The sequence below is a fragment of the Janthinobacterium violaceinigrum genome, assembly GCF_009208555.1.
GTDB classification, from domain to species: Bacteria; Pseudomonadota; Gammaproteobacteria; order Burkholderiales; family Burkholderiaceae_D; genus Janthinobacterium; species Janthinobacterium violaceinigrum.
The window spans coordinates 75,842-99,958 of sequence record NZ_WFLI01000022.1 but is presented as its reverse complement, the minus strand read 5'-3'; the positions used below and the strand labels follow the sequence as shown (position 1 = coordinate 99,958).

Sequence of the window (24,117 nt, the reverse complement as noted above, 5' to 3'; positions counted from 1 at the left end):
GGCGCGTGCGCTGCGCTGCCGGCGCGGCGGGCGCTGAAGGCGGAGCTGCAGTGCGTTTTGGCGCGGGCGGCACGCTGCGCAAGGTACGCAAGGCAGGCAGCGGCGCCACCTGGAGGGCTGCCGCCGGCGCCGCCGTTTCCTTCTTCAGCGCGAAGGCCTGGCGGAACTGCAGCGGCGCAAAGCCGTTCTGGCAGAACGACGGCACTTCCGCGTAGCCGGCCAGCAGCATGCCGTCGTCGGCCAGCAGGGCGGACAGGTTGTGGATGGCCGCGCGCGTGGTGGGCTTGTCGAAATAGATCAGCAGGTTGCGGCAGAAGATGACGTCGTAATGGCGGCTGTAGGTGGCGGTATCGAATTGCAGCAGGTTGCCCTGCCTGAAGGTCACCTGTTCGCGCAAGGTGTCGATGATGCGGTAGGCGTCGTCGGCCACGTGCGTGAAATAGCGCTCGCGGAAGGCCACGTCCTGCGCGCGGAAGGCGTTGCGGCCATAGATGCCTGCCTGCGCCCGCTCGATGCAGCCGGGGCTCAGGTCGTACGCATCGATGCTGAACGCCTGTTTCGGCACGCCGCCGTCGCGCAGCGCCATGGCCATCGAATACGGTTCCTCGCCGCCCGCGCACGGAATCGACAGGATGCGCGTGGCGCGCCCCCGTGCCCAGCGTTCCTGCACCAGTTCCACGGTGGCGTAAAACGCCTGCGGGTCGCGGAACAGCCACGATTCCGGCACCACCACCAGTTCGATCAGCTGCGTCATTTCGGCCGGCGTGAGCGCCTGCAGATAGGCTTCGCTGTCGGCAAAGCCCGTCTGCTCCATGCGCTGGCCGACGGCCCGCTCGGCCACGGATTTGGAGACGGACAGGCCGGTCGCGCGGCGCAGCAGCGATTGTGCCGTCATGCCGCGCCCGCGTCTTGAAACAGCAGCGCGCGCACGTCCGGCGGCAGCAGGTGCTCCAGTTCAACCAGCTGCACGATGCCGTCGGCATCGCTGACCACCTGGCCCAGGAAGGGCGCCGTGGCCACGCCGCTATCGTCGAGCTTGTCCGCATCGATGTCGGCGATGCCCCGCACCTGCGAAGCCATCAGGCCCAGCACATGCGCGGTGCCGCCAGGGGCGCGGTAGTCGATGATGACGATGCGCGTGTCGAACTGCGCGGCCGCGGCCGGCAAGCCCGCCAGGCGCGACAGGTCGATCACGGGCACGGGCGTGCCCTGCAAGTCCATCAGCCCGGCCACGTAGTTTGGCGTGAGCGGCAGCTGCTTGAGCTCCAGCAGCGGCAGCACGCGCACGATGCCGGCCAGGGGCAGGCCATAGCGGTCGCGTCCGATGTGAAAGAGCAGCACTTTCATGGGATCAGATGGTCACGGCGAAAGTCGAGACGCTCGATTGCAGGTCGCCCGCCGCATATTGCAGCTGGTGCACCGCTTCGCTGGTGGCCTTCAGCGACTCCACCGTTTGCTGGGTGGCGTCGTTGAGCTGCATCATGGTGTCGGAAATCTGCGAGGCGCCGATGGCTTGCGACTGCATGCCTTGCAGCACGGCGTCAAATTGCGGCGTGAGCTTCTGCACCTGGTCCATCACGGACGACAGCTGCTCGGCCACTTGCCGCACTTCGCCCACGCTGCGGCGAATTTCTTCCGAGAATTTATCCATGCCCATCACGCTGGCCGACACGGCCGACTGCATTTCCTTGAGCATTTGCTCGATATCCCACGTGGACACGGAAGTCTGGTCGGCCAGACGGCGGATCTCGGTCGCCACCACGGAAAAGCCGCGGCCCGCTTCGCCCGCTTTTTCCGCCTCGATAGCGGCGTTCAGCGACAGGATGTTGGTCTGGTCGGCCACTTTCGTGATGGTGATCAGCACGCTGTTGATATTGCTGGCCTTTTCCGACAGGGCGGCCAGCTTGGCATTGATGGAATCGGTGGCCGAGACCATGTGCTGCATGGTCGAATCCATGCGCTTGAGGTTGTTTTGCGCTTCGGCCGTGGCATTCGTCGTGTAGTCGGCTACGGCGGTGGCGTCTTCCATGGTTTTCAGCAACTGGCTCGTGTTGGCCGAGATTTCCTTGGTGGTGCTGAGAATTTCCACGCTGGTTTGCGCTTGCTCAATGCCCGTGGCTTCCTGCTGGCGCGCCGAGGCGGCGATTTCCGTGGCCGAGGTCGTCACCTGGATGCCGGCCTTTTGCACGTTGTTGAGCAGGCTGCGCAGGTTTTCAAACATCTTCGCCAGGCCGTTGCCCAGCTGGCCGATGGCGTCGCTGCCCGTGATGCCGACCTTGCCCGTCAGGTCGCCCGAGGCTGCCTTCGACACCACTTCCAGCAGGGAATCGACCTTGGCCCGCAAGCTGTTCGTGGCGGCCAGTTCGTTGGCCTGGTTGTCCTGGATGGTTTGCGCCATGCGGTTGAATTCTTCCGTCACCTTGCCCAGCTCGTCGCGCGAGATGATGGCCGCGCGCGCGCCCTGTTCGCCGCCAGCGATGCGCCCGACGGCATCCGTCAGGTTGTTCAGCGGACCGAGGATGGCCTTGGCCAGGATGAAGGAAATGCCCAGCGCCAGCACGATGCACAGCAAGCCGCCCAGCGCCAAGGTCAGCAGCATAGTTTCCTGCAGGCGGCTCGAGGTGGCCGTGCGCTCGGCCAGCAGGCGGTTTTCTTCGGCGGCAGCTTCGTCGAGCAGTTTGTTGGCTTGTACGATGCCGGGCGAGCCGGCCGGCGGCAGCAGGCGCGCCACCGTTTCCGTGGCGCCCGGCGCATTGCCCAGCGCGCGGCGTTTTTCGATCAGGGGGGTGATCCACTCCTTGACCCAGGTGCTGCTCAGTTGGTCGATCTTGCGAAAGCGTTCCGACTGCACCTTGTTATCGACCGTCATGGCGATGGCTTTTTGCGTGTGCTGGCTCAGCACGTCCATCTCATTCGATTCCGGCGTCAGCGACGCTTCGTTGCCGGTCAGGATGAAACCGCGCGCTTCCACCTGGATTTGCAGGATGGAATTGTGAATCTTGTCGATCTCGACCAGCACTTCCATCGTGTGCCGGTCCCATGCATTGGCTTCCGACAACCGCGAAAAGCTGTTGTAGGCCACGCCCAGCAGGACCAGGATGATGGCCACGATGGAGCCGAAGCCCAGGTACAGTTTATTCTTGATACTCAGGTCTTTGAACATGGGAGGGCTCCGGAAGCGGGAAGGTCAGCATAATTGCACTGTAGCATTTTGCCATGCGGACAGCAAAATGGGGGCAATCTGGGGATGCGCGTAGCGGTAAATCGCGGCCGAGTGCGTTTCAAACGCAAAAAAGCCGCCCGGAGGCGGCTTTTGGCTGGTGCGGGAGGTAGTGCCTCCCGGCAACTAATTACTTCTGGCCCCGCTTTTCGCGGGCGATGGCGGCGATGCGCATGCGCAAGGCATTCAGCTTGATGAAGCCGCCGGCGTCGGCCTGGTTGTAGGCGCCGCCGTCTTCGTCGAAGGTGGCGATGTTCATGTCGAACAGCGAATCCGTCTTCGAATCGCGCGACACGACGATGACATTGCCCTTGTACAGCTTGATGCGTACCCAGCCGTTCACGGTTTCCTGCGTGTGGTCGATCAGGGTTTGCAGGGCAACGCGCTCGGGCGCCCACCAGTAGCCGTTGTAGATCATCGACGCGTAGCGCGGCATCAGGTCGTCTTTCAGGTGGGCCACTTCGCGGTCCAGGGTGATCGATTCGATGGCGCGGTGGGCTTTCAGCATGATAGTGCCGCCCGGGGTTTCATAGCAGCCACGCGATTTCATGCCGACGTAGCGGTTTTCCACCAGGTCCAGGCGGCCTACGCCATGCTTGCCGCCAACTTTGTTCAGTTCGGCCAGCACGGTGGCGGGTGACATGCGCACGCCGTTGATGGCGACGATATCGCCTTTTTCGTATTCGATGTCCAGGTATTCCGCTTCGTCCGGCGCCTTTTCAGGGCTGACGGTCCAGCGCCACATGGTCTCTTCCGCTTCGGCGCTGGGGTTTTCCAGGTGGCGGCCTTCAAAGCTGATGTGCAGCAAGTTGGCATCCATCGAGTACGGCGCGCCGCCGTTCTTGTGCTTCATGTCGATTTCGATGCCGGCGTCTTCCGCGTACTTCAGCAGTTTTTCGCGCGACAGCAGATCCCACTCGCGCCATGGGGCGATGATTTTCACGCCTGGCTTCAGCGCGTAGGCGCCCAGTTCGAAACGCACCTGGTCGTTGCCCTTGCCGGTCGCGCCGTGCGAGATGGCGTCGGCGCCCGTGGCGTTGGCGATTTCGATCAGGCGCTTGGCGATCAGCGGACGGGCGATCGAGGTGCCCAGCAGGTATTCGCCTTCGTACACGGTGTTGGCGCGGAACATCGGGAAGACGAAATCGCGCACGAATTCTTCGCGCACGTCTTCGATATGGATGTTTTCCGGCTTGATGCCGAATTTGATGGCCTTGGCGCGCGCCGGCTCCAGTTCTTCGCCCTGGCCCAGGTCGGCCGTGAAGGTGACGATTTCGCACTGGTAGTTATCTTGCAGCCATTTCAGGATGACGGAGGTGTCGAGTCCGCCGGAATAGGCCAGGACTACTTTTTTAATGTCGCTCATATTGCTTCCAGTTGTCGTTGTCGATGTATGTAGTGCGATGCTGCCAGGTGCTCTGCAATGCCTGGCGAATTAGTTGATTTTACCCAGTAACAGGTACTCGATCAGCGCTTTTTGCACGTGCAAACGGTTTTCCGCCTCGTCCCACACCACCGATTGGGGGCCGTCGATCACTTCGGCGGCCACTTCCTCGCCGCGGTGGGCGGGCAGGCAGTGCATGAACAGCGCGTCGGGCGCGGCGCGGGCCATCTTCGCGCCATCGACGATCCAGCCGTCGAAGGCGGCGATGCGGGCCGCGTTTTCCGCTTCGTAGCCCATGCTGGTCCACACGTCCGTGTTGACCAGGTGCGCGCCTTCGCAGGCGTCGGACGGGTTGGCGAAGAAGGTGTAGCGCTCGGTCTTGACTTGCGACAAGTCGATGTCATAGCCCTTCGGCGTCGACACATTGACGTGGAAACCGAACACTTCGGCCGCCTGCAGCCACGAGTACAGCATGTTGTTGGCGTCGCCGATCCAGGCGACGACCTTGCCGGCGATGGAGCCGCGGTGTTCGATGTAGGTGAAGATGTCGGCAAAAACCTGGCACGGGTGGTGTTCATTGGTCAGGCCATTGATCACGGGCACGCGCGAATTGGCGGCGAAGCGCTCGATGATCTCCTGGCCGAACGTGCGCACCATGATGATGTCGCACATGCGCGACATGACCTGGCCCGCGTCTTCCACCGGCTCGCCGCGGCCCAGCTGGGAATCGCGCGTGTTCAGGTAGATGGCGGCGCCACCCAGCTGGTGCATGCCCGCTTCGAACGACAGGCGCGTGCGGGTGGAGTTCTTTTCGAAGACCATCACCAGGGTGCGGTCGATCAGTGGATGGTAGATTTCGTAATTCTTGAACTTGCGCTTGATCAGATGGGCGCGTTCGATCACATATTCGTACTCTTCCAACGTGAAATCGGAGAACTGGAGGTAGTGCTTGATCGGTTTTTTTGTCGACATAATGACCACTTGAAGATGCGCAGGCCGCCGGCGGCGTGCCTTTCCCGCCGGGTTGCATCAGCGTACAACATCTCGTCTGATGACTGCCTCGCCCGGCGCGCTGCTGTGTTGATCGGTGCCAGCGCGACGCCTGTCGCGCGGGCCGATGCGGTTTGCCATGTTGAAAATAATGCAATGGCAAGGACGTCAGCCGTTCAATTATAAGGGTTTTGCTTTTAGATTGGAAAGACCGTCCGGGCGGGTACTTGTATAGGCAAGCCCGCGCCCGGGCAACGGGGCGGCGATTAATAGATGCTGGCGGTGGCAGCGCCGTCCAGCTGGGGCGCCACCAGGGGCAGGTCCAGCGTGAAGCGCGTGCCGGCGGGGCTGCTGGCCACCTGGATGCTGCCGCCCAGCAGGGCCGTGACGATGTTGTAGCTGATCGACAGACCCAGGCCGCTGCCCCCCTGGCCCAGCTTGGTAGTAAAGAAGGGGTCGAAGATGCGCGACAGATGCTGTTCGGCGATGCCGCCGCCATTGTCTTCGAAGACGATCTGCACGCGCGCGCCCGCTATCGCGGCCGACAGGCGCATGCAGCCCGTGCCGGCGCCGCCATCGTTGGGTCCGGGGGCGAAGGCGTGCAGCAGGGCGTTGTTGATCAGGTTGGTGATGACCTGGCCGAACGGGCCCGGGTAGCTGTCCATGGCGATGCCGAACTCGATGTCCGTCTCGATGCGGTGGCCCGAGCTGCGGATGCGGTTCATCACGGTGGCGATGATTTCATTGCTCACTTGTTGCAGGTCAAACTGGCGCCGCTGTTCGGTGGTGCGGTCGACGGCCACCTGCTTGAAGCTGTTGACCAGGTCGGCCGCGCTGTGCAGGCCGCGCATCACCAGCGCCGACGCCTTGCCCGCATCGTCGATGTAGGCGGCCAGGTCGGAGCGGCGCAGGCCGGGACCGTTCATCAGGCGTTCCACGTCTTCCGTCTTTTGCTGCATGGTGCTGGCGATTAATAAACTGTTGCCGATCGGGGTATTGAGTTCATGCGCCACCCCGGCCATCAGCGAGCCCAGCGCGGCCAGTTTTTCCTGCGATACCAGTTGCGCCTGGGCATCTTGCAACTGCCGGTAGGCGCTGGCATTGTCGAGCGCGATGGCGCCATACGCGCACAGGGTGCGGAAGATCAGCCGCTCCCGTTCGCCGTAGGCGTTCGCATGGCAAGCCTGCACCGTCATCACGCCCAGCACGCGCTCGCCCACCATCAGCGGCACGTACAGCACGCTCTGGTTATGCAGGGTACCGGGCACCGTATAGGCGTGGCGCCGCGGCGGCACTTGCGCGATATACACTTCGCGCCGCCCCAGCAGGCAGCGCACGGAATAGGCGCGTGGATTGTTCAGTGGAATGGCGTTGTCGGACAGGGGGCGGCCCGCTTCCATGCCGTGCGCGCGGCGCAGCGCCGTGCCGGCCGGATCGAGCATGTAGACGGCGAAGGTGTTGACTGGCAACAAGGCATGCACGTGGCGGTCCAGCACCTGGAACACGGCGCTGGCGTCCAGGTGGGTGGTGATTTCCTGGCCGATGGCCGACAGCCGTTCCAGGGTGTCGCTGGTCTGCTGCAATACTTCGGCGCGGCGCGCTTCGGAGGCGGCCAGTTCGCGGTGGTGATAGCCTTCCGAGCGCGCATGTTCCGTCTGGTGGTAGACCTGCATGGCCGTGGCGCGGTTGCTGGCTTGCTGGGTGTGGCTTTTTTCGCGCGCGATGCCCGCATCGAGGGCGATATCGTAGGCGCGCGCATAGTCGCCCGCATGCGCGTATTCGCGCGCCAGCGCATCGAGCAGTTCGCCGGGCGGCGAATAGCCTTCGATGGAGGCGGCCACCTGCAGGGCCTGGTGCAGGAAATGCAGGGCGGGATTGCGTTCCAGCATGCCGGCTGGCGCCGGCAACTCGTGGCGCGCATGCAGCATCGACAGGACGCGCAGCGCCGCCACCTGGTGCATGGCATCGCCCTGCGCCGTGGCCAGCTGGCAAGCCCGTTCGGCCGCCTGCACGGCTTCATCGGGACGGTCCAGGTAGGACAGCGCGTGGGCGCTGCCGCGCTGCGCCATGCTGCGGAAATCGGCCTGCCCCAGCGCTTCGGCCCGCTGCGCCAGCCGGCTGAACGCGTCGAGCGCCGTGTCGTAGTCGCCCTTGTCCAGGCTCAGTTCACCCAGGTGGAACAGGGCGTTGGCATAGGTGCGCGCACCGGACACGGGTGCCAGGATGTGCAGCGCTTCGCGCAGCAAGTCTTCGGCGGCGGCCAGGCGCCCCAGCTTGCGCATGGTTTCGGCCGTATGCGTCTGGCAGGCGCCGATGCTGCGCGGCCAGCCCGTGGGGCGCGCCAGGTCCAGCGCGCACTGCATCCATTCGAGGGCAGATTCGTTGTCGTTGAGGCTGGAGAAACAGTCGCCGATATTGATGGCGGCTGTGATCGCGCCGCGCAGCTGGCCGCTTTCCAGCGCCGCCTCGTAGCTTTGCATGTAGTGGCCGGCAGCCGTGCCCAGGTCGCGCGAGGTATGCGCGAGCAAGCCGCGGAAGTCGTGCACCCAGGTGGACAGCGGCGCGGGCAGCTTGCCGCTGGCGCTGTCGGCCTGGAAGCGGTTGCCCCAGCGGGCCTGGGCTGCCGGCGCATCGCGCAGGACGGCCCAGCGCGCCGTGGCCGCGTCGGCCAGGCTGACACGCATCGCATCGCCGGCGCTGCGCGCCTGCTCTGCCGCGGCCAGCAGTTCGGCATCGCAGCGGGCATGGTCGCCGCGGTCGACGGCGATCGAGGACAATAGCCAGTGGGCATCGGCGCAGCCGGCACCGTCGCCGTGCGCGCACAGCGTGGCGTGCGCGGCCATGGCCAGGCTTTCCGCCGTATCGAGCGCACCTTGCAGCCATGCAACCTCTGCCTGCACCAGCTGCAGGCGCGCCTGCGCCTGTTCCAGTGCGGCCGGCTCCAGGCCCGCCAGCGGCAGCAGCAGATAAGCTTCCTCGCTCAGCTGAGTTGCTCGAAGGCAATCGCGCTGGCGCAAATGCCAGGACAGCAACAACAGCAGCGGTACGCGCCCGGCGCCGCGCAACGGCAGCAATGCGTTTTCCCACTGCGCTACGTCATGTTCGAGCGCGAACATTTCCATTCAAGCATTCTCCCCGCAAACAGTGGCGCCAGCCTGCGACCGCACAGGCCATCTTGATGGCATTGTAAGCTGCATTGCGGGGAATTGTTCAGTGAGCCAGCCAGAATTATTCATCGTGCATGGCGGCACCGGCGGGGGCGATTTGCCCTCGGCGTTCGATGGGGGGCCAGGCGCCTAGCGCGACACCACGCGGATGCCGCCGTTGCTGGCGCTGCGCATGTCGGTGCTCACATGCAAGCCGGGCAGGAGCTGGGCGTCATCGATCGTCACATGCTCGCGCTCGCCATCGTTGCTGAAGACGAAGGTCGCGCCCTTTTTGCTGACAAACTGGCCGGGACCGGTGGGATAGATTTGCACGCTGGCCTTTTTTTGCCATTCGCGGTCATCGATCAGGCGGCCAAAGAAATGGTTTTCCTGCTGGTGGATTTCCAGGCGTTGCCCGTTTGACAGGCGGTATTGCTGTTCGATGGCAAAGGCTTCCTGGGCCGTGACGTGATAGGCGGCGCCCGAGGTGACGCGCACGCTGTCGGTGCTTTGCGGGGCAATGGCCGTCTGGGCCTGGGCGGTGCCGCCGGCCAGGGCGAAGAGGGCGGCGAGGAGGGGGAGGACGCGTTTGGTATGCATGACATTCACCTTCGATCAGGATGGCTGGATTGATTGGAGTTAGATCGTGTGGTCGCTGGCAGGTTTCCGGCAGGGACTGGTGTCAAGTTAACAAACGCGGCCTTGCATCGCCAGCGGCAGGCGATGGAAGGCCGGTTTTACGCGCTGAAATGCATAAAACGGCGGATGAACAGTTTTGGGATTAAACATGGAAAGCGAACTCGACGGCAAAATTAAATTTTGCCGGCCCACGTTTTCTGTCGCTATTTTTGCGTTGCGGCGGGCGCTTAATACAGGGTTTGCGCCGATTCGTGCAGCAGCTGGCCGTACAGGGTATGGCGCATCTTGGCGATCTTGCCTTCAGACAAGGCTTGCAGGATGGCGCACTGGGGCTCGATCAGGTGGCGGCAATTGTAGAACTTGCAGCCGCCCAGGTAGGGCTGGAATTCGCGGAAGGCCCGCTCCAGCATGCCTTCGGACAGGTGGTACAGGCCGAATTCCTGGAAGCCGGGCGAATCGATGATGGAACTGTTCGCGCCCAGTTCGTCGAGCTTGTACAGGCGCGTAAACGTCGTCGTGTGCTTGCCCGTGTCGAGCGCGGCCGAGATTTCGCGCACGGCGATGTCGGCGTCCGGCACCAGCAGGTTGATCAGCGACGACTTGCCCATGCCCGACTGGCCGATGAGGATGGACGACTGGCCCGCCAGCAACGGCGCCAGGGTGGCCACGGCGTGTTCCGGTTCGGCGCGTGCCGACACTTCATCGACGGGATAGCCCATCGAGGAATACGGCAGCAGGCGTTCGCGGGCCCTGTCCAGCGAGGCCGTCACGTCCGTCTTGTTGAGGATGATGCGCGCCTCGATGCCGGCCGCGTCGGCCGCCACCAGCGAACGCGAAATCAGGTCGTCGGCAAAGCCCGGCTCCGTGGCCACGACGATGAACAGTTGCGTCAGGTTGGCCGCCAGCAGCTTCGATTTGTACTGGTCCGAGCGGTATAGCAGGGTCTTGCGTTCCTCGATGCGGTCGATGACGGCCTGGTCGTTGGAAGTGCGCGTCAGGTGTACGATGTCGCCCACGGCCACATTGGTTTTCTTGCCGCGCGTGACGCATTGCAGCTTGGCGCCGTCCACGTCGGCCAGGTAATGGCGGCCATGGGCGGCGATGATGATGCCCGTCAACTTGCCTTCGCTCATGGGGTCACCTGGCTGCTCTGGTAGATGAGGTCGGCCTTGGCGGCGCAGATGAAGTCGTTTTCGGACAGGCCGCCGGCGCCCTGGTTGACCGAGTGCGTGTCGTAGCGCACGGCGCAGGTTTTGTAAGTAATGATGAGCTCCGGATGGTGATCTTGGGTATGGGTCATATAGGCCAGGGCGTTCACGAACGCCAGGGTCTGGTAGTAATTCTTGAAGCCGAAGTCGCGGCACAGCTTGCCATTTTGCACCGTCCATAGCGGCAGCAGGGCGTGCAGGGTGGCGACGTCCGTGTCGCCCAGCGCCTGCTGGCGCGGAGCGCAGTTCAGCCGGGCCAGGTCTTGCGAGGTCGATGGCGTATTCATGCGGAAGCCCCTTTCAGGTGGCGGATGCGCACGCTGGCCGGCGGATGCGAGTCATAGAAGGCCGAGTGCAGCGGGTCGGGCGTCAGGGTCGAGGCATTGTCCTCGTACATTTTCACGAGCGCCGAAACGAGGTCGTCCGCCTGCGTGTGCGTGGCGGCAAAGGCGTCGGCTTCGAATTCATGCTTGCGCGAGCTGAGCGAGGTCAATGGTCCCAGCAGGAAGGTGAAGACGGGCAGCACCAGCATGAACAGCAGCAGGGCCAGCGCATCCGTCGGCTGGCCCGTGAGTGCCAGGGCGACGGGATCGATGCCCAGGCCACCGTAAAACCACGGCTGCGTCTTCAGGTAGCCCAGCAGGGCCAGAAAGCCCAGTGAGACGGCGAACATCATGGCGATGCGCTTGACGATGTGCTTGAGCTTGAAGTGGCCCAGTTCATGCGCGAGCACGGCTTCGATTTCCTGCGGCGCCAGGCGCGACAGCAGGGTGTCGAAGAAAACGATGCGCTTGTTGGCGCCAAAGCCCGAGAAATACGCATTGCCGTGGGCGCTGCGCTTCGAGCCGTCCATGACGAACAGGCCTTTCGAGGCAAAGCCCACGCGCTGCATCAAGCCTTCGATGCGGCTTTTCAGCGCTTCGTCGGCCAGCGGCGTGAATTTGTTGAACAGCGGGGCGATGACGGTTGGGAACAGTACCATCATCAGCAGCTGGAAGCCGCTCCAGACGAACCACGCGTACAGCCACCACAGGTCGCCCGACTTGGCCATCAGGGTCAGCACGACCCAGATCAGGGGCAGGCCGATGGCCGCGCCCAGGCCCACGCCCTTGAGCATGTCCGTAAAGAACAGCTTGCGCGCCATGGTGTTGAAGCCGAAGCGCTGCTCCAGCACGAATTGGCGGTAGTAATCGAAGGGCAGGTCGATCAGGCCGGAAATGACGGCAAAGGCGGCGATCAGGCCGATCTGGTACAGCATGGGCGAGCCAGAGCCCATCCATTCATTCAGGTGCAGCGCCAGCCATTGCAGGCCGCCCAGCAAGGTAAAGCCGATCAGCACGGCAGAGTTGATCAGCAGGGACAGCAAGCCGAACTTGGTCTTGGCCACCGTGTAGTCGGCCGCTTTCTGGTGCGCGGCCAGCGGGATCTTTTCCGCGAATTCGGCGGGCACGGCGGCGCGGTGCGCCAGCACGTGGCGGATTTGCCGCGAAGCGAGCCAGAAGCGCACGGCCAGGGTCAAAACGAGGACGGATACAAACAAAATCGAAAACGCGAGTGAATACATTCTGTGCCTGTGAGAAAATGGCTGATTATTTAGTTTGATTAGGCCAAGAGAGAATTATGTCACAAGCGACCGATTTAGCCGCACCCGCCGTCCTGCCACGTCCAAATGAGATGAACCTGGTCTGGGTCGACATGGAAATGACGGGCCTGGAGCCCGATACCGACCGCATCATCGAGGTGGCGGTAGTGGTAACGGACATGCACCTGAACCTGCTGGCCGAAGGCCCCGTGTTCGTGATTCATCAATCGGATGAAACGCTGAACAAGATGGATGCCTGGAACAAGGGCACGCACGGCCGCTCCGGCCTGATCGACAAGGTGAAAGCGTCGACCGTCACGGAAGCGCAGGCGGAAGCGGAACTGATCGCGTTCCTGAAGAAATATGTGCCGGCTGGCAAGTCGCCCATGTGCGGCAACACCATCGGTCAGGACCGCCGCTTCATGGTGCGCGGCATGCCGAAGCTGGAAGCGTTCTTCCACTATCGCAATGTTGATGTATCGACATTGAAAGAGCTGTGCAAGCGCTGGAAGCCGGAAATCGCCACCGGCTTCAAGAAACACCAGAAGCACACGGCCCTGGCCGATATCCTGGAATCGATCGAAGAGCTGAAGTACTACCGCGAGCACTTCATCAAGCTGTAAGTTGAAAACGCCTCACAAAACCTACTGCGCGTCGGTATAGGCGGCCTGCGATGCTCACCGTACTTTCGTACGGTTGCGCTTCTTAGCCACCTCTCCCTTCCGCTCGCTACGGTTTTGTGAGGCGTCGCGAAGGTTCTGTTACATCGTATCAAAGTCAAAATCGAGGGTGGACCAAGCGCCATCCTCGCCTTGCCACTCCAGCGCAAACGCTCCCGTTTGCCGCAAGTCCGTGATCCACACGGTTGCTCCGGGTTCGCGGAAGTACGCCGTGCACTGCCCGAACGGCTGCTCCAGCCGGCACAGTACCAATCCCTCGCCCGCCACGGCGCACCATTTTTCTTGCGCGTCGATCAGGGCCACGGCCGGGTCGCCATAGAATTCGCCCACGCTGGCTTGCCGGCCATCGGCCGCCGTCACCCTGGCATGTTCGTAGTCGTGCGTGACGACGTGATGCGCGCTGCGCGCCAATTCCTTGCTTGTCATGCGGTCTCCACGGTGGGCCAGACGGTTTCCTGGTCGGCGCGCGCCTCGGCGATCAGCCATTCGCAGAATGCGTGCACGAGGGGCCGCGTTTCCGCCTGGGGCGAACGCAGCAGGTAATAGCAGTGGGGGCCGCGCACGGCGTGTTCGAACACGCGCACCAGGCGGCCCGAGCGCAAATCGTCGCCGATCAGGGGGCTGGCGGCAATGGCCACGCCCTGGCCGCTGGCGGCCGCATCGAGGCACAGATACGTGTGCGAGAAGCGCGCGCCGCTGTTGCCGCTATTGCCGCTGTAATGCACGCCGCAGCTGTGCAGCCAGCGCGTCCAATCGATTTCGCCGGGCAGGTGCACTTCCGGCTCGTCGTGCAGTAGCGGATAGCGCAGCAGGTCGGCGGGCTGGCGCAGGCTGGCCGCGTTGGCGCGGAAATCGGGGCTGCAGACGGCGGAAAACCATTCTTCCATCAATAAATCCACTTTTAATCCCGGATAGCGGCCCGGCCCCAGGCGGATGGCCACGTCCACGCCGTCGCGCGCCAGGTCGACCGGGTGCATGGATGCCAGCACGCGCAGTTCGATCTGCGGATAGCGGTCGCGCAGGCGGCCCAGGCGCGGCATCAGCCAGCGCGAGACGAGCGAGCTGGTGGCCGTCACCGTGACCACCTTGTCATCGCCTTGGCGCCGCGCCTGCTCGGACACGTCGGCCAGCTGGTTGAGGATGGGGCCCAGCGACGCCGCATAGCGCTGGCCCGCATTGGTGAGCACCACGCCGCGCGGCAGGCGCTGGAACAGCACGATGCCCAGCCACGCTTCCAGCTGTTTCACATGGTGGCCGATGGCGCCGGCCGAGACGTGCAATTCTTCGCCCGCGCGCTGGAAGCCTTCATGGCGGGCGGCCGCCTCGAAGGCGTGCAGGGCGGCGAGCGGTGGCAAGGGACGTGACATGGCACTCTTCAAGAGATTGAGCCTCAGTAATATTCGGCCTATCCGTGAAGAATATTGGTTTGTTTCATTTTGCGCAAGCGAATATGATGCCGGCTATGCGTGAAGCGACCCGCAACAGGATTCACGCATGAACATCTCCCGGCCTTGCCGGGCATTTATATTTACAACGCCTGGAAAATCACTGCACGACGCGCAGCAGGTTTGCCCAGGCGTATTCTAAGAGGTTTAGTCATGTCTGATCGCCGCGCCGTTGCGCTGGTGTTGCTGTCGGCCGCCGGTTTCGGCAGCTCCGCAGTGTTTGCCAAGGCGGCATATGCGTCCGGGGTCAACCCGTCGACCATGCTGGCCTTGCGTTTCGTTATCGCCGCCATGCTGCTGCTGCCGCTCGTGTGGCTGGGCGGCTGGCGCTTGCCGCGCGGCCGCCTGCTGGCCGGCTACATGCTGATGGGACTGATGTACACGGCCCAGTCGCAAGGCTATTTCAATGCGCTCATGTATGCCAGCAGCGGCCTGTGCGGCATGCTGCTGTATGTGTACCCCGTGCTGGTGACCATCCTGGCGCTGGCGATGGGCTGGGAAAAGCTGGACCGGCGCATGCTGGTGCTGCTGGCGCTGGCCATCGCCGGCATGGCCACCACCCTGGGCGGCAAGCTGCAGGGCCAGCCCATCGGCATCGCCCTGGCCTTGATGGCGGCCGGCGTGTACGCCGTGTACATCCTGTTTGGCAACAGCCTGTCGAAAAGCCGCGAGAATATTCACCCATTGGCCGCCTGCGTGGTGATCCTGGGCACGGCCGGCCTGTCGAATAGCGCGATTGCCTTGTGGCAAGGCGTGTCTCTGCCGGGCACGGCGACGGGCTGGCTGGCCGTCAGCGCCATCGCTTTGTTCTCGACGGCCATCGCGATCGCCGCCTTCTTTGCCGGCGTGGCGCAGATCGGCGCGGCCAAGGCGTCCATCATTTCCACGTTCGAACCCGTCATCACGATGGCCTTCGGCGTGACCTTGCTGAAAGAGTCCGTCAGCGGCACGCAATTGCTGGGCGGCGCCATGGTGCTGACGGCCGTGGTCCTGCTGGCGCAGCGTCCCGCGCCCAAGCCGGCGGCCATGCCGGCCGTGCAGGCCAGTGCCTGATCCTGTTTTCCTGAACTGATCGGCTGTATCGATCGGTCTCCTTTGGCGCCGCGACGGGTTTCCTGTCGTGGCGCTTTTTTTTCGCCTCGCCCCATGCCGTGGCACGCGCACGCAAATAAGTCTTGATTGCGAATGATTCTCATTTATAATTGATTTCAAGATTTCCCCACCACCAGCCAGCCCATGCCAGCCAGTGTTCGCCTTGAAAGGAGACACCGTGTTGAGCACGTTCCCCATTTGCAATACCGAGCTGGTCGCCAGCGAATTTGCCCGCCTGCGCCGCGAGAAAAAAGCCCGCCACCGCGACATCGCCGAGGAGCTGGCCATTTCCGAGGGCGAGCTGATTGCCGCGCATGCGGGCCTGTCGCTGGCCGACGGCGCCTTGCTGGGCGCCGAGCGCCTGCAGGCCGACTGGCCCGCCATCATTGCCGCCCTGGAACCGCTGGGCGAAGTCATGGCGCTGACGCGCAACGCCTCGTGCGTGCATGAAAAGACGGGCGTCTACCGCAAGACCAGCCACAACAACCATATCGGCCTGGTGCTGGGCGGCGATATCGACTTGCGCGTGTTTTACCGCCACTGGGCGCATGGCTTTGCCGTGCGCGAGATGGGCGAACACGAGGTGCAGCGCAGCCTGCAATTTTTCGATGCGGCCGGCCACGCCGTGCACAAGATTTTTCTCAAACCGCACAGCGACCTGGCGGCGTACGACGCGCTGGTGGCGCGTTTTGCCGACGCGGACCAGGCGGCCGGCATTGCCGTGACGGCGCCGGCGGCCCCGCCGGCGGAATTGCCCGACGCGCAGATCGACGTGGCCGGCTTTCGCGCCGCCTGGGCCGACTTGCGCGACACGCATGAATTTTTCACCGTGCTGAAAAAGTACTCGGTGTCGCGCCTGCAGGGCCTGCGCCTGGCCGAAGCGCGCTTCGTGCAGCAGCTCGACAAATCCTGCGTGCTCGACCTGCTCAATAGCGCCGCGCTTGAAAAGGTGGCCATCATGGCCTTCGTCGGCAATGCCGGCATGATCCAGATCCATTCGGGACCCGTGCACAAGATCGCCGTGATGGGGCCGTGGATCAATGTCCTCGACCAGCGCTTCAACCTGCATTTGCGCGAAGACCATATCGCCAGCGCCTGGGTGGTGAAGAAGCCCACGGTCGATGGCCTGGTGACGTCCGTGGAACTGTTCGACGCCAAGGGCGACACCATCGTCATGTTCTTCGGCGAACGCAAGCCGGGCGTGCATGAACTGTGCGAATGGCGCAACGTCGTCGAGCGCGTGCTGCAGGAGGGCGAATTATGCGCCGCATGATCGCCGCCAGCGTGGCGCGCCGCATCGCGCTGAAGAAAATGGGTGCGGGAGCGCTGGCCCTGGCCGCGCCGATGCAGGTGCTGGCCGCCGTCAGCGACGCTGGCAAGCCGCTGGTGAAAGCGCGGCGCATCGTCAGCGTGGGCGGGGCCCTGACGGAAATCGTCTATGCGCTCGACGCGCAGGGCGAGCTGGTGGGCGTCGATACGACGTCGCTGTATCCGGCCACGGCGCAGAAGCTGCCGCAGGTGGGCTATGCGCGCACCCTGTCGGCCGAGGGCGTGCTGTCGCTGGCGCCCACGCAGCTGATCGCCACCGAGGAGGCGGGGCCGCAAACGGTGCTGCGCCAGGTGCGCGACGCGGGCGTGCCGGTAGCGGTACTCAATGCCGATAACAAGTTCGAAGGCTTGCTCGACCGCGTGAAACAGGTGGGCCGGATCACGGACCGCGTGGAACCCGCCGCGCGCCTGGCGCACAGCCTGCAGCAGCAGTGGAGCGGCGCCCTGGCCAAGGTCCGGCAGCGCCAGCATGCGCCCGTGCGCGTGCTGTTCATCCTCGCCCATGCGCCGAACCAGGTGATGGTGGGCGGGCGCGAGACGGGCGCCGACGCCATGCTCGCGTATGCGGGCGCCGTCAACGTGATGGGCGGGCAGGGCGGCTTCGCCGGCTACAAGCCGCTCACGCCGGAAGCCGTGATCGCCGCGCGGCCCGACATCGTGCTCGTCACGGACCAGGGCTTGAAGGCGTCGGGCGGCGTGGACGGCATCCTCAAATTGCCAGGGTTGGCGCAGACGCCGGCCGGGCGCAAGCACCGCATCGTGTCGCAGGAAGCCATGCTGCTGCTGGGCTTTGGCCCGCGCATGCCGCAGGCGCTGGCCGAACTCGATGCCGCGTTCGCGCAAGCCATGGCCGCATGAACGTGCGCGCGATGACGCCGGCTGTGTCCTGGCGCATGTCCTGGCATGTCCGGCGCTGGGGCGCTCCCGGGCTGCTGGCCGCGGCGCTGGCCGCCGGCTTGCTCGTTGCCGTGCAGGCGGGCGCCGTGCCCGTGACCCTGGCCGACTGGCTGGCGCCCCTGCAGGCTGGCGGCGAGTCGCTGTCCGGCGGCGCGTATGTGCTGTGGCATATCCGTCTGCCGCGCGCCCTGTTTGCGACGCTGATCGGCGCCGCGCTGGCGCTGGCCGGCGGCCTGACGCAGGGACTGTTCCGCAATCCGCTGGCCGATCCTGGCCTGCTGGGCGTGAGCAGCGGCGCCGCCTGCGCGGGCGCGGCCACCATCGTCTTTGCCGCCAGCCTGCACGTGGCGCCCGAGCTGCGCGTATGGCTGCTGCCGGCCGCCGCGTTCGCGGGCGCCATGCTTATCTGCGTGCTGCTCGACCGGGTGGCCCGCTGGGCCACGCCCGGTTCCATCGTCGGCCTGCTGCTGACGGGCGTGGCGCTCAATGCCATCACGGTGGCCGCCATGGGCTTGTGCATCTACCTGGCCAGCGACGACCAGTTGCGCACCCTGACTTTCTGGACCCTGGGCTCGCTGTCGGCCGGCAGCTGGCGCCAGGTGGCGGCCTTGCTGCTGGTGCTGGCCGGGGCGCTGTGGGCCACGCGTTTCCTGATGCGCTCATTGAACGCGCTGGCGCTGGGCGAGGCGCAGGCGCTGCACGTGGGCATCGACGTGGGCCGCTTGCGCACGCAGGTGATCGTGCTGGTGGCCGTGCTGACGGGTTTTGCCGTCGCCTGGTGCGGCGGCATCGGCTTCATCGGCCTGATCGCGCCCCACCTGGTGCGTACCTGGCTGGGGGCGGACCAGCGCCGCGTGCTGCCCCTGTCCATGCTGATGGGGGGCTTGCTGCTGCTGTTGGCCGACACCCTGGCCCGCACGGTGGCCATTCCCGCAGAAGTCCCCGTCGGCATTTTCACGGCCTTGCTGGGCGGGCCATTTTTCCTGATGCTGTTGCGCCGTTTCCGCCACGGCAGCGCCTGAAAGGATGCACATGACGCCGATACTGGAACTTTCCTTTGCCACCATGCAGCTGGGCCAGCAGTATTTCGGTCCCTTCAACGTGCAGGTGGCGCCGGGCGAGCGCGTCGCCATCCTCGGCCCCAGCGGGGCGGGCAAGTCGACCCTGCTCAAACTGATGGCGCGCGAACTGCATCCGCAGGCGGGCCAGGTGGCGTTTGCGGGCCGGCCGCTGGCGCAGTGGCCGCTGGCCGAACTGGCCCTGCGCCGCGCCGTCCTGCCGCAAGGTTCGAACGTTGCCTTCGGATTGCAGTGCGAGCTGGTGATCGGCCTGGGGCGGGTGGCGCGCCTGGTCGACCCGCTGCTGGGGCAGATCGTGCAGGACGCGGCCGCCCTGGCGCACGCCACGCATTTGCTGGGCCGGCGCCTGGACACCCTGTCCGGCGGCGAGCAGGCGAGGGTACAGCTGGCGCGCATCTTCGCGCAGATGTGGGACGTGGAAAACGGCTTGATCCTCGTCGACGAACCGCTGGCGGCGCTCGATCCCGGCCTGCAGTTCGATTTGCTCGACAGCCTGCAGCAGTTTTGCGCCGCGCGCGGCCATGCCGTCATCGCCATCCTGCACGACATCAATCATGCCTTGCTGGGCTTCGAGCGGTTGCTGCTGGTGCGTTCGGGCCAGCTGGTCGCCGACATCGCCAGCGGTGCCGGCGCCGTGCCGGCGCTCGCTGCGCTGTACGGCATCGCCCTGACGACGGCGATCAACGGCGATGGCGACGTGTGCGTCATCCCTGCCAGAAGCGCCGTCCGCAGGGCCGCCTGACGGACTGGTTCACCACACGTCGGCCGCGCGCGGCCGCGCCATCTGGCCGCTGCCCAGCAGCCACACCATCAGGGCGTCGGCTTGTTCGCGCGTGGCCGCCACCTCCTGCAGGATGCCGAACGCTTTCATGGCGCCAGCCGCCATGGCCTGCATCTGCACGCGTTTCTGCGCGTCCCCCTCGACCGATACGAGGCCCCGGCAGATGGCGGCCAGCGCCACCTTGTTGTGCTTGAGCCACAGGCCGCGCCGCTTGCGGTCCACATGCGCTTCCTCGCTGCGCTCTTCTTCGAACAGCAGGACGAACGGCTCGCCGTGGCGCAGCAGGGCATCCATGTCGTTTTCCCACAGCGGGGCATAGCCGGTGACGGCCGTTTCAGGGCGAAAGCGCACGATGGGAAAGTCGCTGACGTCGTGGATGGAAAAATGGGCGGGATGCGGTTTCATGGCGTGCTTCCTTGCGGTGAGATTGAAAATGCCTGCCAGCCGCCGCCCAGCGCCTTGTAGACCTGGACCAGCGACAGCGAGGCGGTGGCGCGGCTGTCGACCAGCGCCGCCTCGTTGTTCAAGAGCGTGTTTTGCACATGCAGCACGTTGATCAGGTCCGTGCTGCCCTGGCGGTACTGCAGTTCCGCGCTGCCCAGCGCCCGCCGTCCCTGCTTGACGGCTTCATCGAGGCTGGCCTGGCGGCGGGCGTTGGCCTGGTAGCCCGAGAGCGCATCTTCCACCTCGTGCCAGGCGGCCAGCACCGTCCGGCGGTAGGCGATGGCCGCTTCCTGCTGCTGCGCCTCGCGCAATTGCAGCTTGCCGCGCAGGCGGCCGCCATCGAACAGGGGCACGCTGAAGCCGGGACCGAAGGCGAAGCGCTTGGCGTCCCAGCCGAAGTCGGACAGCTGCATCGCTTGCAGGCCGACGCTGCCCGACAAGGTGATGCGCGGATAAAAATCGCCGTGCGCCACGCCGGCATCGGCCGTGGCCGCGTGCAGCTGCGCTTCGGCGCGGCGGATGTCGGGACGCCGTTCGGCCAGGCCGCTCGGCACGCCCAGCTGCACCTGCATGGTCACGGCGGGGATGGCCATGCCGGCCGCCAGTTCCGCCTGCAAGCCGTGCGGCGGCAGCGCCAGCAGGAGACACAGGGCATTGCCCAGGCGCGCTTCGCGCTGCTGCAATGGGGGCAGGCGCGCCTCGATGGTGGCCACGTGGGCCGCTGCCTCGGCCTCGTCGAGCTGCGTCGCCACGCCTTCGCGCAGGCGGATGCGGGTCAGGTCCAGGGTATGGCGGGCGGTCGCCAGCAATTGCTGCGTGATGGCCAGGGTCTGCTGCGCGCCGCGCAGCTCGATGTAGTCGCGCGCCGTCTCGGCCAGCACGGCCAGCAGCACGCCGCGCTGCGTTTCCAGCGCCACCTCGACCCGCGCGTCGGCCGCTTCCACTTCGCGCCGCACGCGGCCCCACAGGTCCAGCTCCCAGGCCGCATCGAGGTTGCCTTGCCACAGGCTGTAGGCGGATTGGCCGTTGTGGCGCGACGGGTCGCTCAAGCCCTGTCCGCTGTTGCGCGCGCGGCTGACACCGCCATTTGCACCGAGGGACGGGCCCTGCGCGGCGCCGGCCACACCCCGCGCGGCGCGGCTTTGTTCCAGGCGGCTGGCTGCCGCCAGCACGTCGAGGTTGGCGCCGGCGGCGCGCTGCAGCAGGGAGGACAGGGTGGCGTCGCCAAAGCCGTCCCACCAGCGCTGCTCGATGGCGGCATCCTCGCTGGCGGCGAAACGGGCATGCTGCGCCTGGCGCCATTGCTGTCCCAGGTCGTTGTGCGGACGCTGGAAATCGCTGCCGACGCTGCCGACGCTGGCGCAGCCGGCCAGGCCCAGTGCCGTGAAGAATATCAGTGCTTTCATCGCGCGCTCACCTGCTGGATGTCCTGACGGCGCATGGCCGTATCGATGCGCACTTCGGCCGACATGCCCACGCGCAGGCGGCTGTCGCCATCCTGGCCGGGATCGAGCGCGATTCTGACGGGGATGCGCTGCACCACTTTGGTGAAGTTGCCGGTGGCGTTTTCCGGCGCGATGGCGGCAAACGTGACGCCCGTGGCGGGCGCGATGCTGTGCACCGTGCCGCGCAGGAGCGCGCCCGGATAGGCGTCGACGGCGATGCTGGCGCGCTGGCCCTGGCGCACGCGGGTCAGCTGGGTTTCCTGCAGGTTGGCCACGACGAACGTGCGGTTCAGGGGCACCACGGCCAGCAGGCTGGCGCCGGGAGCCACCAGGGCGCCGACGCGCACGGCGCGGCGTCCCACGGTGCCGTCGATGGGGGCGCGCAGCTGCGTGTGCGACAGGTCGAGTTCGGCCCGCTGCAGGCCGGCGCGGGCGCGCAGCAGGGCCGCCTCGGCCGCGCCTTGCTGCGCCTGCAAAATTTCCGTCTGCTTGCGGGTGGCGACGAGGGCGGCGCGGTTTTGCGCCAGGCGCGCGCGGCTCACATCGAAGCGCGACTGCGCCTGTTGCGCGCTTTGCACGCTGCCCGCGCCCTGGCCGGCCAGGTGCGTCGAGCGGGCCAGCTCCTGCTGCGCCAGTGTGTCTTCCGCCTGGTTGGCGTCGACCAGGGTGGCGGCTTGCTCGATCACCGATTGCTGGCGCTGTACCGTGGCGCGGCTCGTGGCCAGCTGGGCTTCGGCGCTGGCCACGTCGGCGCGCGCCGAGGCGACGGCCGCCTGGTAGTCGCGGTCGTCGATGCGCACCAGCAGCTGGCCCGCCGTCACGCCCTGGTTGTCTGCCACCAGCACTTCCCGCACGATGCCGCCCACCTTGGGCGAGAGCACGGTGTAGTCGGCGCTGACGAAGGCGTCATCGGTGGCTTGCTCTTCGCCGGGGGAAAACAGCAGCCGCCAGGCAGTGAAGGCGAGGGCGCAGGCCAGCAAGGCCAGGCCGAGAAGAAATGCGCGCGAGCGCAGTATGGGTTTTTGCATGGTGAAGCTCTTTCGTAACAATGGAAATCAGGCTGCGCGCGGCGGAAAGACGCGCGTCGGCAGGATGGGGATGATCAGAATCATGGCCAGCGCGATGGCGGCCACGGTGAGGTACAGGTCGGACGAGGTCAGGGTGACGACTTGCGCATGCATGCGCTGCGCCAGGCCCGGCACGTCCACGGCGCCGGGCAGGTTGCCCAGGCGTTCGCTGAGCACCGTCGAATGAAAATGGTTGCGGCGCGTGATCAGCGCCTCGAGCACGCCGGTGGCGACGACGGCCGACATGCCCTTGATGGTGTTGAACCAGGCCGAGGCAAACGGGCCATCCTGCGGCGCCAGGCCCGTGGTGGCCAGCAGCAGCAAGGGGATCACGGCCATGGGCTGCGCGAAGATCTGCACCGCCTGCAGCAGGTAGAAATGCGTGCGTATCCAGTCCGGCGACATGCGCGCGCCCAGCACGCAGGACAGGGCCAGCAAGGCCAGGCCGATGGCCAGCACCCAGCGGCAGTCGACGGCGCGGATATTGCACAGGGCGGCCACCAGCGGCAGGGCGACCAGCTGCGGCAGCGCCACCATCAGCATCACGGGCGCCGTCTGCAACGGGCGGTAGGCGTGCACCTGCGCCAGGTAGGACGAGGGAATCAGGATCACGGCCAGCAGCACGAACAGCACGCCGCCCAGGGTCAGCAGGGCGTGGCTCAGGTTGCGCCGCGACAGCAGCTGCAGCTTGAAGAACGGCAGCGGATGCGACCATTCGTTGAGGAAGAACAGCACGAGCAGCAGCAGGCCGCCGCCCAGCAGCACGCAGATCAGCGGCGAAGCGAACCACGCCAGGCGCTCGCCCTGCAGCAATCCCACCACCAGCATGCTGATGGCGGGCAGGCCCAGCAGCAGGCCGCGCCAGTCGAACTGGCGCAAGCGTTCCAGGCGCAGCGGGTCTTGCGGCAAGCCCCAGGACACCATCAGCAGGGCGACGATGCTGCCGGGGACGACTTGCCAGAACGCCCATTGCCAGCCCAGGTATTCGGTCCAGAAGGCGGCCAGCGGCGTGCCCAGGCTGGGACCGAAAGTGGCGCTCAGCGCGTAGCCGCCCAGGCCATACAGCTTGATGTTGGGCGGCAGGAAGCGCAGCGCCACCGTCATCAGCATGGGCGGCAGGGCGCCGCCGGCTGCGCCCTGCACCACGCGCAGGACGACCAGCACGGACAGGTTCGGCGCGAACGGACACAGGACGCCGGCGGCCATGCAGACGATGATGGCGGCGGCCGTCAGGCGGCGCAGCGAAAAGGTGACGGAGCACCATGGCGCAAACGCCATGGCCGACACTGAGGCGGCCGCATACAGGGCGACGAGCCAGCTGGCGTCGTCGCGCGCGATGCCCATGGCGCCGCGGATGTCGGCCAGCGCGACCTTGGTGATGTTTTCATTCAGGCCGGACACCAGCACGGCCAGCAGCACGCCGGCCAGGCCCGTGGCCATGCGCAGGCCGAAGACGGCCGGCACGGGCGGCGCGGGTGGCGGGGACGGCGCGGCCGCGGGGACGGCGCCGGAAATGGGTACAGCAGACACAGGGAACTCCGTGGATGAGTATCAGTCCACGCAGTATAGGTAGCCGTTAATCTTGTGAAAATTGATAATTGATGAAGTCTGGATTGCGTCTGGCGCAATGATGGGTTGGGGTCCTATGGGGCTGACCCCGGTCTTTGTCGTTGGGCTTGTTGTCTGGCT

22 protein-coding genes are annotated in these 24,117 nt (G+C 65.5%); 6 read left to right on the top strand and 16 right to left on the bottom strand.

Annotated features, from left to right (window positions below):
• The 10 genes from GCN75_RS18520 to GCN75_RS18475 form a co-directional block, all read right to left on the bottom strand.
• Positions 1-895 (bottom strand): CheR family methyltransferase (locus GCN75_RS18520; protein WP_152283747.1); only part of this gene is annotated, 895 nt, incomplete at its 3' end.
• A complete protein-coding gene (locus tag GCN75_RS18515; RefSeq protein ID WP_152283746.1) occupies positions 892-1,347 on the bottom strand; it encodes a chemotaxis protein CheW in 456 nt (151 codons plus the stop codon). The genes GCN75_RS18515 and GCN75_RS18520, both read right to left, overlap by 4 nt.
• A 4-nt stretch (positions 1,348-1,351) precedes the next feature.
• Positions 1,352-3,163 (bottom strand): methyl-accepting chemotaxis protein, encoded by a 1,812-nt coding sequence (locus GCN75_RS18510; protein ID WP_152283745.1) that lies wholly within the window; start codon positions 3,161-3,163, stop codon positions 1,352-1,354.
• Between the two features lie 187 nt (positions 3,164-3,350).
• On the bottom strand, positions 3,351-4,586 hold the full coding sequence (locus GCN75_RS18505; RefSeq protein ID WP_034759383.1) for an argininosuccinate synthase: 1,236 nt from the start codon (positions 4,584-4,586) through the stop codon (positions 3,351-3,353).
• 69 nt (positions 4,587-4,655) lie between these two features.
• Positions 4,656-5,576: an ornithine carbamoyltransferase gene (argF, locus tag GCN75_RS18500; protein WP_034785055.1), complete on the bottom strand. Its 921-nt coding sequence runs from the start codon at positions 5,574-5,576 to the stop codon at positions 4,656-4,658.
• 284 nt (positions 5,577-5,860) lie between these two features.
• On the bottom strand, positions 5,861-8,716 hold the full coding sequence (locus GCN75_RS18495) for an ATP-binding protein (protein WP_152283744.1): 2,856 nt from the start codon (positions 8,714-8,716) through the stop codon (positions 5,861-5,863).
• Positions 8,717-8,890: 174 nt separating this feature from the next.
• Entirely contained in the window at positions 8,891-9,340 is a 450-nt protein-coding gene (locus GCN75_RS18490; protein WP_152283743.1) for a hypothetical protein, read from the bottom strand.
• A 266-nt stretch (positions 9,341-9,606) separates the two neighbouring features.
• Positions 9,607-10,512 (bottom strand): ribosome small subunit-dependent GTPase A, encoded by a 906-nt coding sequence (gene rsgA / locus GCN75_RS18485; protein ID WP_152283742.1) that lies wholly within the window; start codon positions 10,510-10,512, stop codon positions 9,607-9,609.
• Positions 10,509-10,874, bottom strand: coding sequence for a 4a-hydroxytetrahydrobiopterin dehydratase (locus GCN75_RS18480; protein ID WP_152283741.1), 366 nt, complete (start codon positions 10,872-10,874; stop codon positions 10,509-10,511). The genes rsgA and GCN75_RS18480 overlap by 4 nt, the downstream gene beginning before the upstream one ends.
• On the bottom strand, positions 10,871-12,151 hold the full coding sequence (locus GCN75_RS18475) for a M48 family metallopeptidase (RefSeq protein WP_152283740.1): 1,281 nt from the start codon (positions 12,149-12,151) through the stop codon (positions 10,871-10,873). Before GCN75_RS18475 ends, GCN75_RS18480 begins: the two co-directional genes overlap by 4 nt.
• Before the next feature lie 56 nt (positions 12,152-12,207).
• On the opposite strand from GCN75_RS18475, the gene orn reads away from it, so the two are divergent.
• Positions 12,208-12,792, top strand: a complete 585-nt coding sequence (orn, locus tag GCN75_RS18470) for an oligoribonuclease (RefSeq protein ID WP_193317150.1) — start codon at positions 12,208-12,210, stop codon at positions 12,790-12,792.
• 138 nt (positions 12,793-12,930) lie between these two features.
• Here orn and GCN75_RS18465 read toward each other — a convergent pair whose 3' ends face one another.
• Entirely contained in the window at positions 12,931-13,275 is a 345-nt protein-coding gene (locus GCN75_RS18465) for a hypothetical protein (protein WP_152283739.1), read from the bottom strand.
• Positions 13,272-14,216 carry a transcriptional regulator GcvA gene (gene gcvA / locus GCN75_RS18460; protein ID WP_058051030.1) on the bottom strand — a complete coding sequence of 315 codons (945 nt, stop codon included), beginning with the start codon at positions 14,214-14,216 and terminating at the stop codon, positions 13,272-13,274. Before gcvA ends, GCN75_RS18465 begins: the two co-directional genes overlap by 4 nt.
• Before the next feature lie 231 nt (positions 14,217-14,447).
• Between gcvA and GCN75_RS18455 the strand changes: the two genes are divergently transcribed.
• The 5 genes from GCN75_RS18455 (at position 14,448) to GCN75_RS18435 (ending at position 19,433) form a co-directional block, all read left to right on the top strand.
• Complete coding sequence (locus GCN75_RS18455) at positions 14,448-15,347, top strand: DMT family transporter (RefSeq protein WP_152283738.1); 900 nt, start codon at positions 14,448-14,450, stop codon at positions 15,345-15,347.
• Positions 15,348-15,567: 220 nt separating this feature from the next.
• On the top strand, positions 15,568-16,659 hold the full coding sequence (locus GCN75_RS18450; protein WP_152283756.1) for a hemin-degrading factor: 1,092 nt from the start codon (positions 15,568-15,570) through the stop codon (positions 16,657-16,659).
• Positions 16,647-17,573, top strand: a complete 927-nt coding sequence (locus tag GCN75_RS18445; RefSeq protein ID WP_152283737.1) for a heme/hemin ABC transporter substrate-binding protein — start codon at positions 16,647-16,649, stop codon at positions 17,571-17,573. Before GCN75_RS18450 ends, GCN75_RS18445 begins: the two co-directional genes overlap by 13 nt.
• Positions 17,570-18,634 (top strand): FecCD family ABC transporter permease, encoded by a 1,065-nt coding sequence (locus tag GCN75_RS18440; RefSeq protein WP_152283736.1) that lies wholly within the window; start codon positions 17,570-17,572, stop codon positions 18,632-18,634. The genes GCN75_RS18445 and GCN75_RS18440 overlap by 4 nt, the downstream gene beginning before the upstream one ends.
• A gap of 10 nt (positions 18,635-18,644) precedes the next feature.
• Entirely contained in the window at positions 18,645-19,433 is a 789-nt protein-coding gene (locus GCN75_RS18435) for an ATP-binding cassette domain-containing protein (protein WP_152283735.1), read from the top strand.
• Between the two features lie 9 nt (positions 19,434-19,442).
• Here the strand turns inward: GCN75_RS18435 and GCN75_RS18430 are convergent, their stop codons facing one another.
• From GCN75_RS18430 to GCN75_RS18415, 4 genes are read right to left on the bottom strand one after another with little or no spacing between them, the layout of a single operon-like run.
• Positions 19,443-19,877, bottom strand: coding sequence for a hypothetical protein (locus GCN75_RS18430; protein ID WP_193317149.1), 435 nt, complete (start codon positions 19,875-19,877; stop codon positions 19,443-19,445).
• On the bottom strand, positions 19,874-21,322 hold the full coding sequence (locus GCN75_RS18425) for an efflux transporter outer membrane subunit (RefSeq protein WP_152283734.1): 1,449 nt from the start codon (positions 21,320-21,322) through the stop codon (positions 19,874-19,876). The genes GCN75_RS18430 and GCN75_RS18425 overlap by 4 nt, the downstream gene beginning before the upstream one ends.
• Positions 21,319-22,389, bottom strand: coding sequence for an HlyD family secretion protein (locus tag GCN75_RS18420; protein ID WP_152283733.1), 1,071 nt, complete (start codon positions 22,387-22,389; stop codon positions 21,319-21,321). The genes GCN75_RS18425 and GCN75_RS18420 overlap by 4 nt, the downstream gene beginning before the upstream one ends.
• 27 nt (positions 22,390-22,416) lie before the next feature.
• Positions 22,417-23,958: an MFS transporter gene (locus tag GCN75_RS18415; protein WP_319633299.1), complete on the bottom strand. Its 1,542-nt coding sequence runs from the start codon at positions 23,956-23,958 to the stop codon at positions 22,417-22,419.
• Positions 23,959-24,117: the final 159 nt, after the last annotated feature.

Coding starts and splice junctions, on each gene's coding strand:
- GCN75_RS18515 (WP_152283746.1), bottom strand. CDS start 1,347: ATGAAAGTGCTGCTCTTTCACATCGGACGCGACCGCTATGGCCTGCCC.
- GCN75_RS18510 (WP_152283745.1), bottom strand. CDS start 3,163: ATGTTCAAAGACCTGAGTATCAAGAATAAACTGTACCTGGGCTTCGGC.
- GCN75_RS18505 (WP_034759383.1), bottom strand. CDS start 4,586: ATGAGCGACATTAAAAAAGTAGTCCTGGCCTATTCCGGCGGACTCGAC.
- argF (WP_034785055.1), bottom strand. CDS start 5,576: ATGTCGACAAAAAAACCGATCAAGCACTACCTCCAGTTCTCCGATTTC.
- GCN75_RS18495 (WP_152283744.1), bottom strand. CDS start 8,716: ATGGAAATGTTCGCGCTCGAACATGACGTAGCGCAGTGGGAAAACGCA.
- GCN75_RS18490 (WP_152283743.1), bottom strand. CDS start 9,340: ATGCATACCAAACGCGTCCTCCCCCTCCTCGCCGCCCTCTTCGCCCTG.
- rsgA (WP_152283742.1), bottom strand. CDS start 10,512: ATGAGCGAAGGCAAGTTGACGGGCATCATCATCGCCGCCCATGGCCGC.
- GCN75_RS18480 (WP_152283741.1), bottom strand. CDS start 10,874: ATGAATACGCCATCGACCTCGCAAGACCTGGCCCGGCTGAACTGCGCT.
- GCN75_RS18475 (WP_152283740.1), bottom strand. CDS start 12,151: ATGTATTCACTCGCGTTTTCGATTTTGTTTGTATCCGTCCTCGTTTTG.
- orn (WP_193317150.1), top strand. CDS start 12,208: ATGTCACAAGCGACCGATTTAGCCGCACCCGCCGTCCTGCCACGTCCA.
- GCN75_RS18465 (WP_152283739.1), bottom strand. CDS start 13,275: ATGACAAGCAAGGAATTGGCGCGCAGCGCGCATCACGTCGTCACGCAC.
- gcvA (WP_058051030.1), bottom strand. CDS start 14,216: ATGTCACGTCCCTTGCCACCGCTCGCCGCCCTGCACGCCTTCGAGGCG.
- GCN75_RS18455 (WP_152283738.1), top strand. CDS start 14,448: ATGTCTGATCGCCGCGCCGTTGCGCTGGTGTTGCTGTCGGCCGCCGGT.
- GCN75_RS18445 (WP_152283737.1), top strand. CDS start 16,647: ATGCGCCGCATGATCGCCGCCAGCGTGGCGCGCCGCATCGCGCTGAAG.
- GCN75_RS18440 (WP_152283736.1), top strand. CDS start 17,570: ATGAACGTGCGCGCGATGACGCCGGCTGTGTCCTGGCGCATGTCCTGG.
- GCN75_RS18435 (WP_152283735.1), top strand. CDS start 18,645: ATGACGCCGATACTGGAACTTTCCTTTGCCACCATGCAGCTGGGCCAG.
- GCN75_RS18430 (WP_193317149.1), bottom strand. CDS start 19,877: ATGAAACCGCATCCCGCCCATTTTTCCATCCACGACGTCAGCGACTTT.
- GCN75_RS18425 (WP_152283734.1), bottom strand. CDS start 21,322: ATGAAAGCACTGATATTCTTCACGGCACTGGGCCTGGCCGGCTGCGCC.
- GCN75_RS18420 (WP_152283733.1), bottom strand. CDS start 22,389: ATGCAAAAACCCATACTGCGCTCGCGCGCATTTCTTCTCGGCCTGGCC.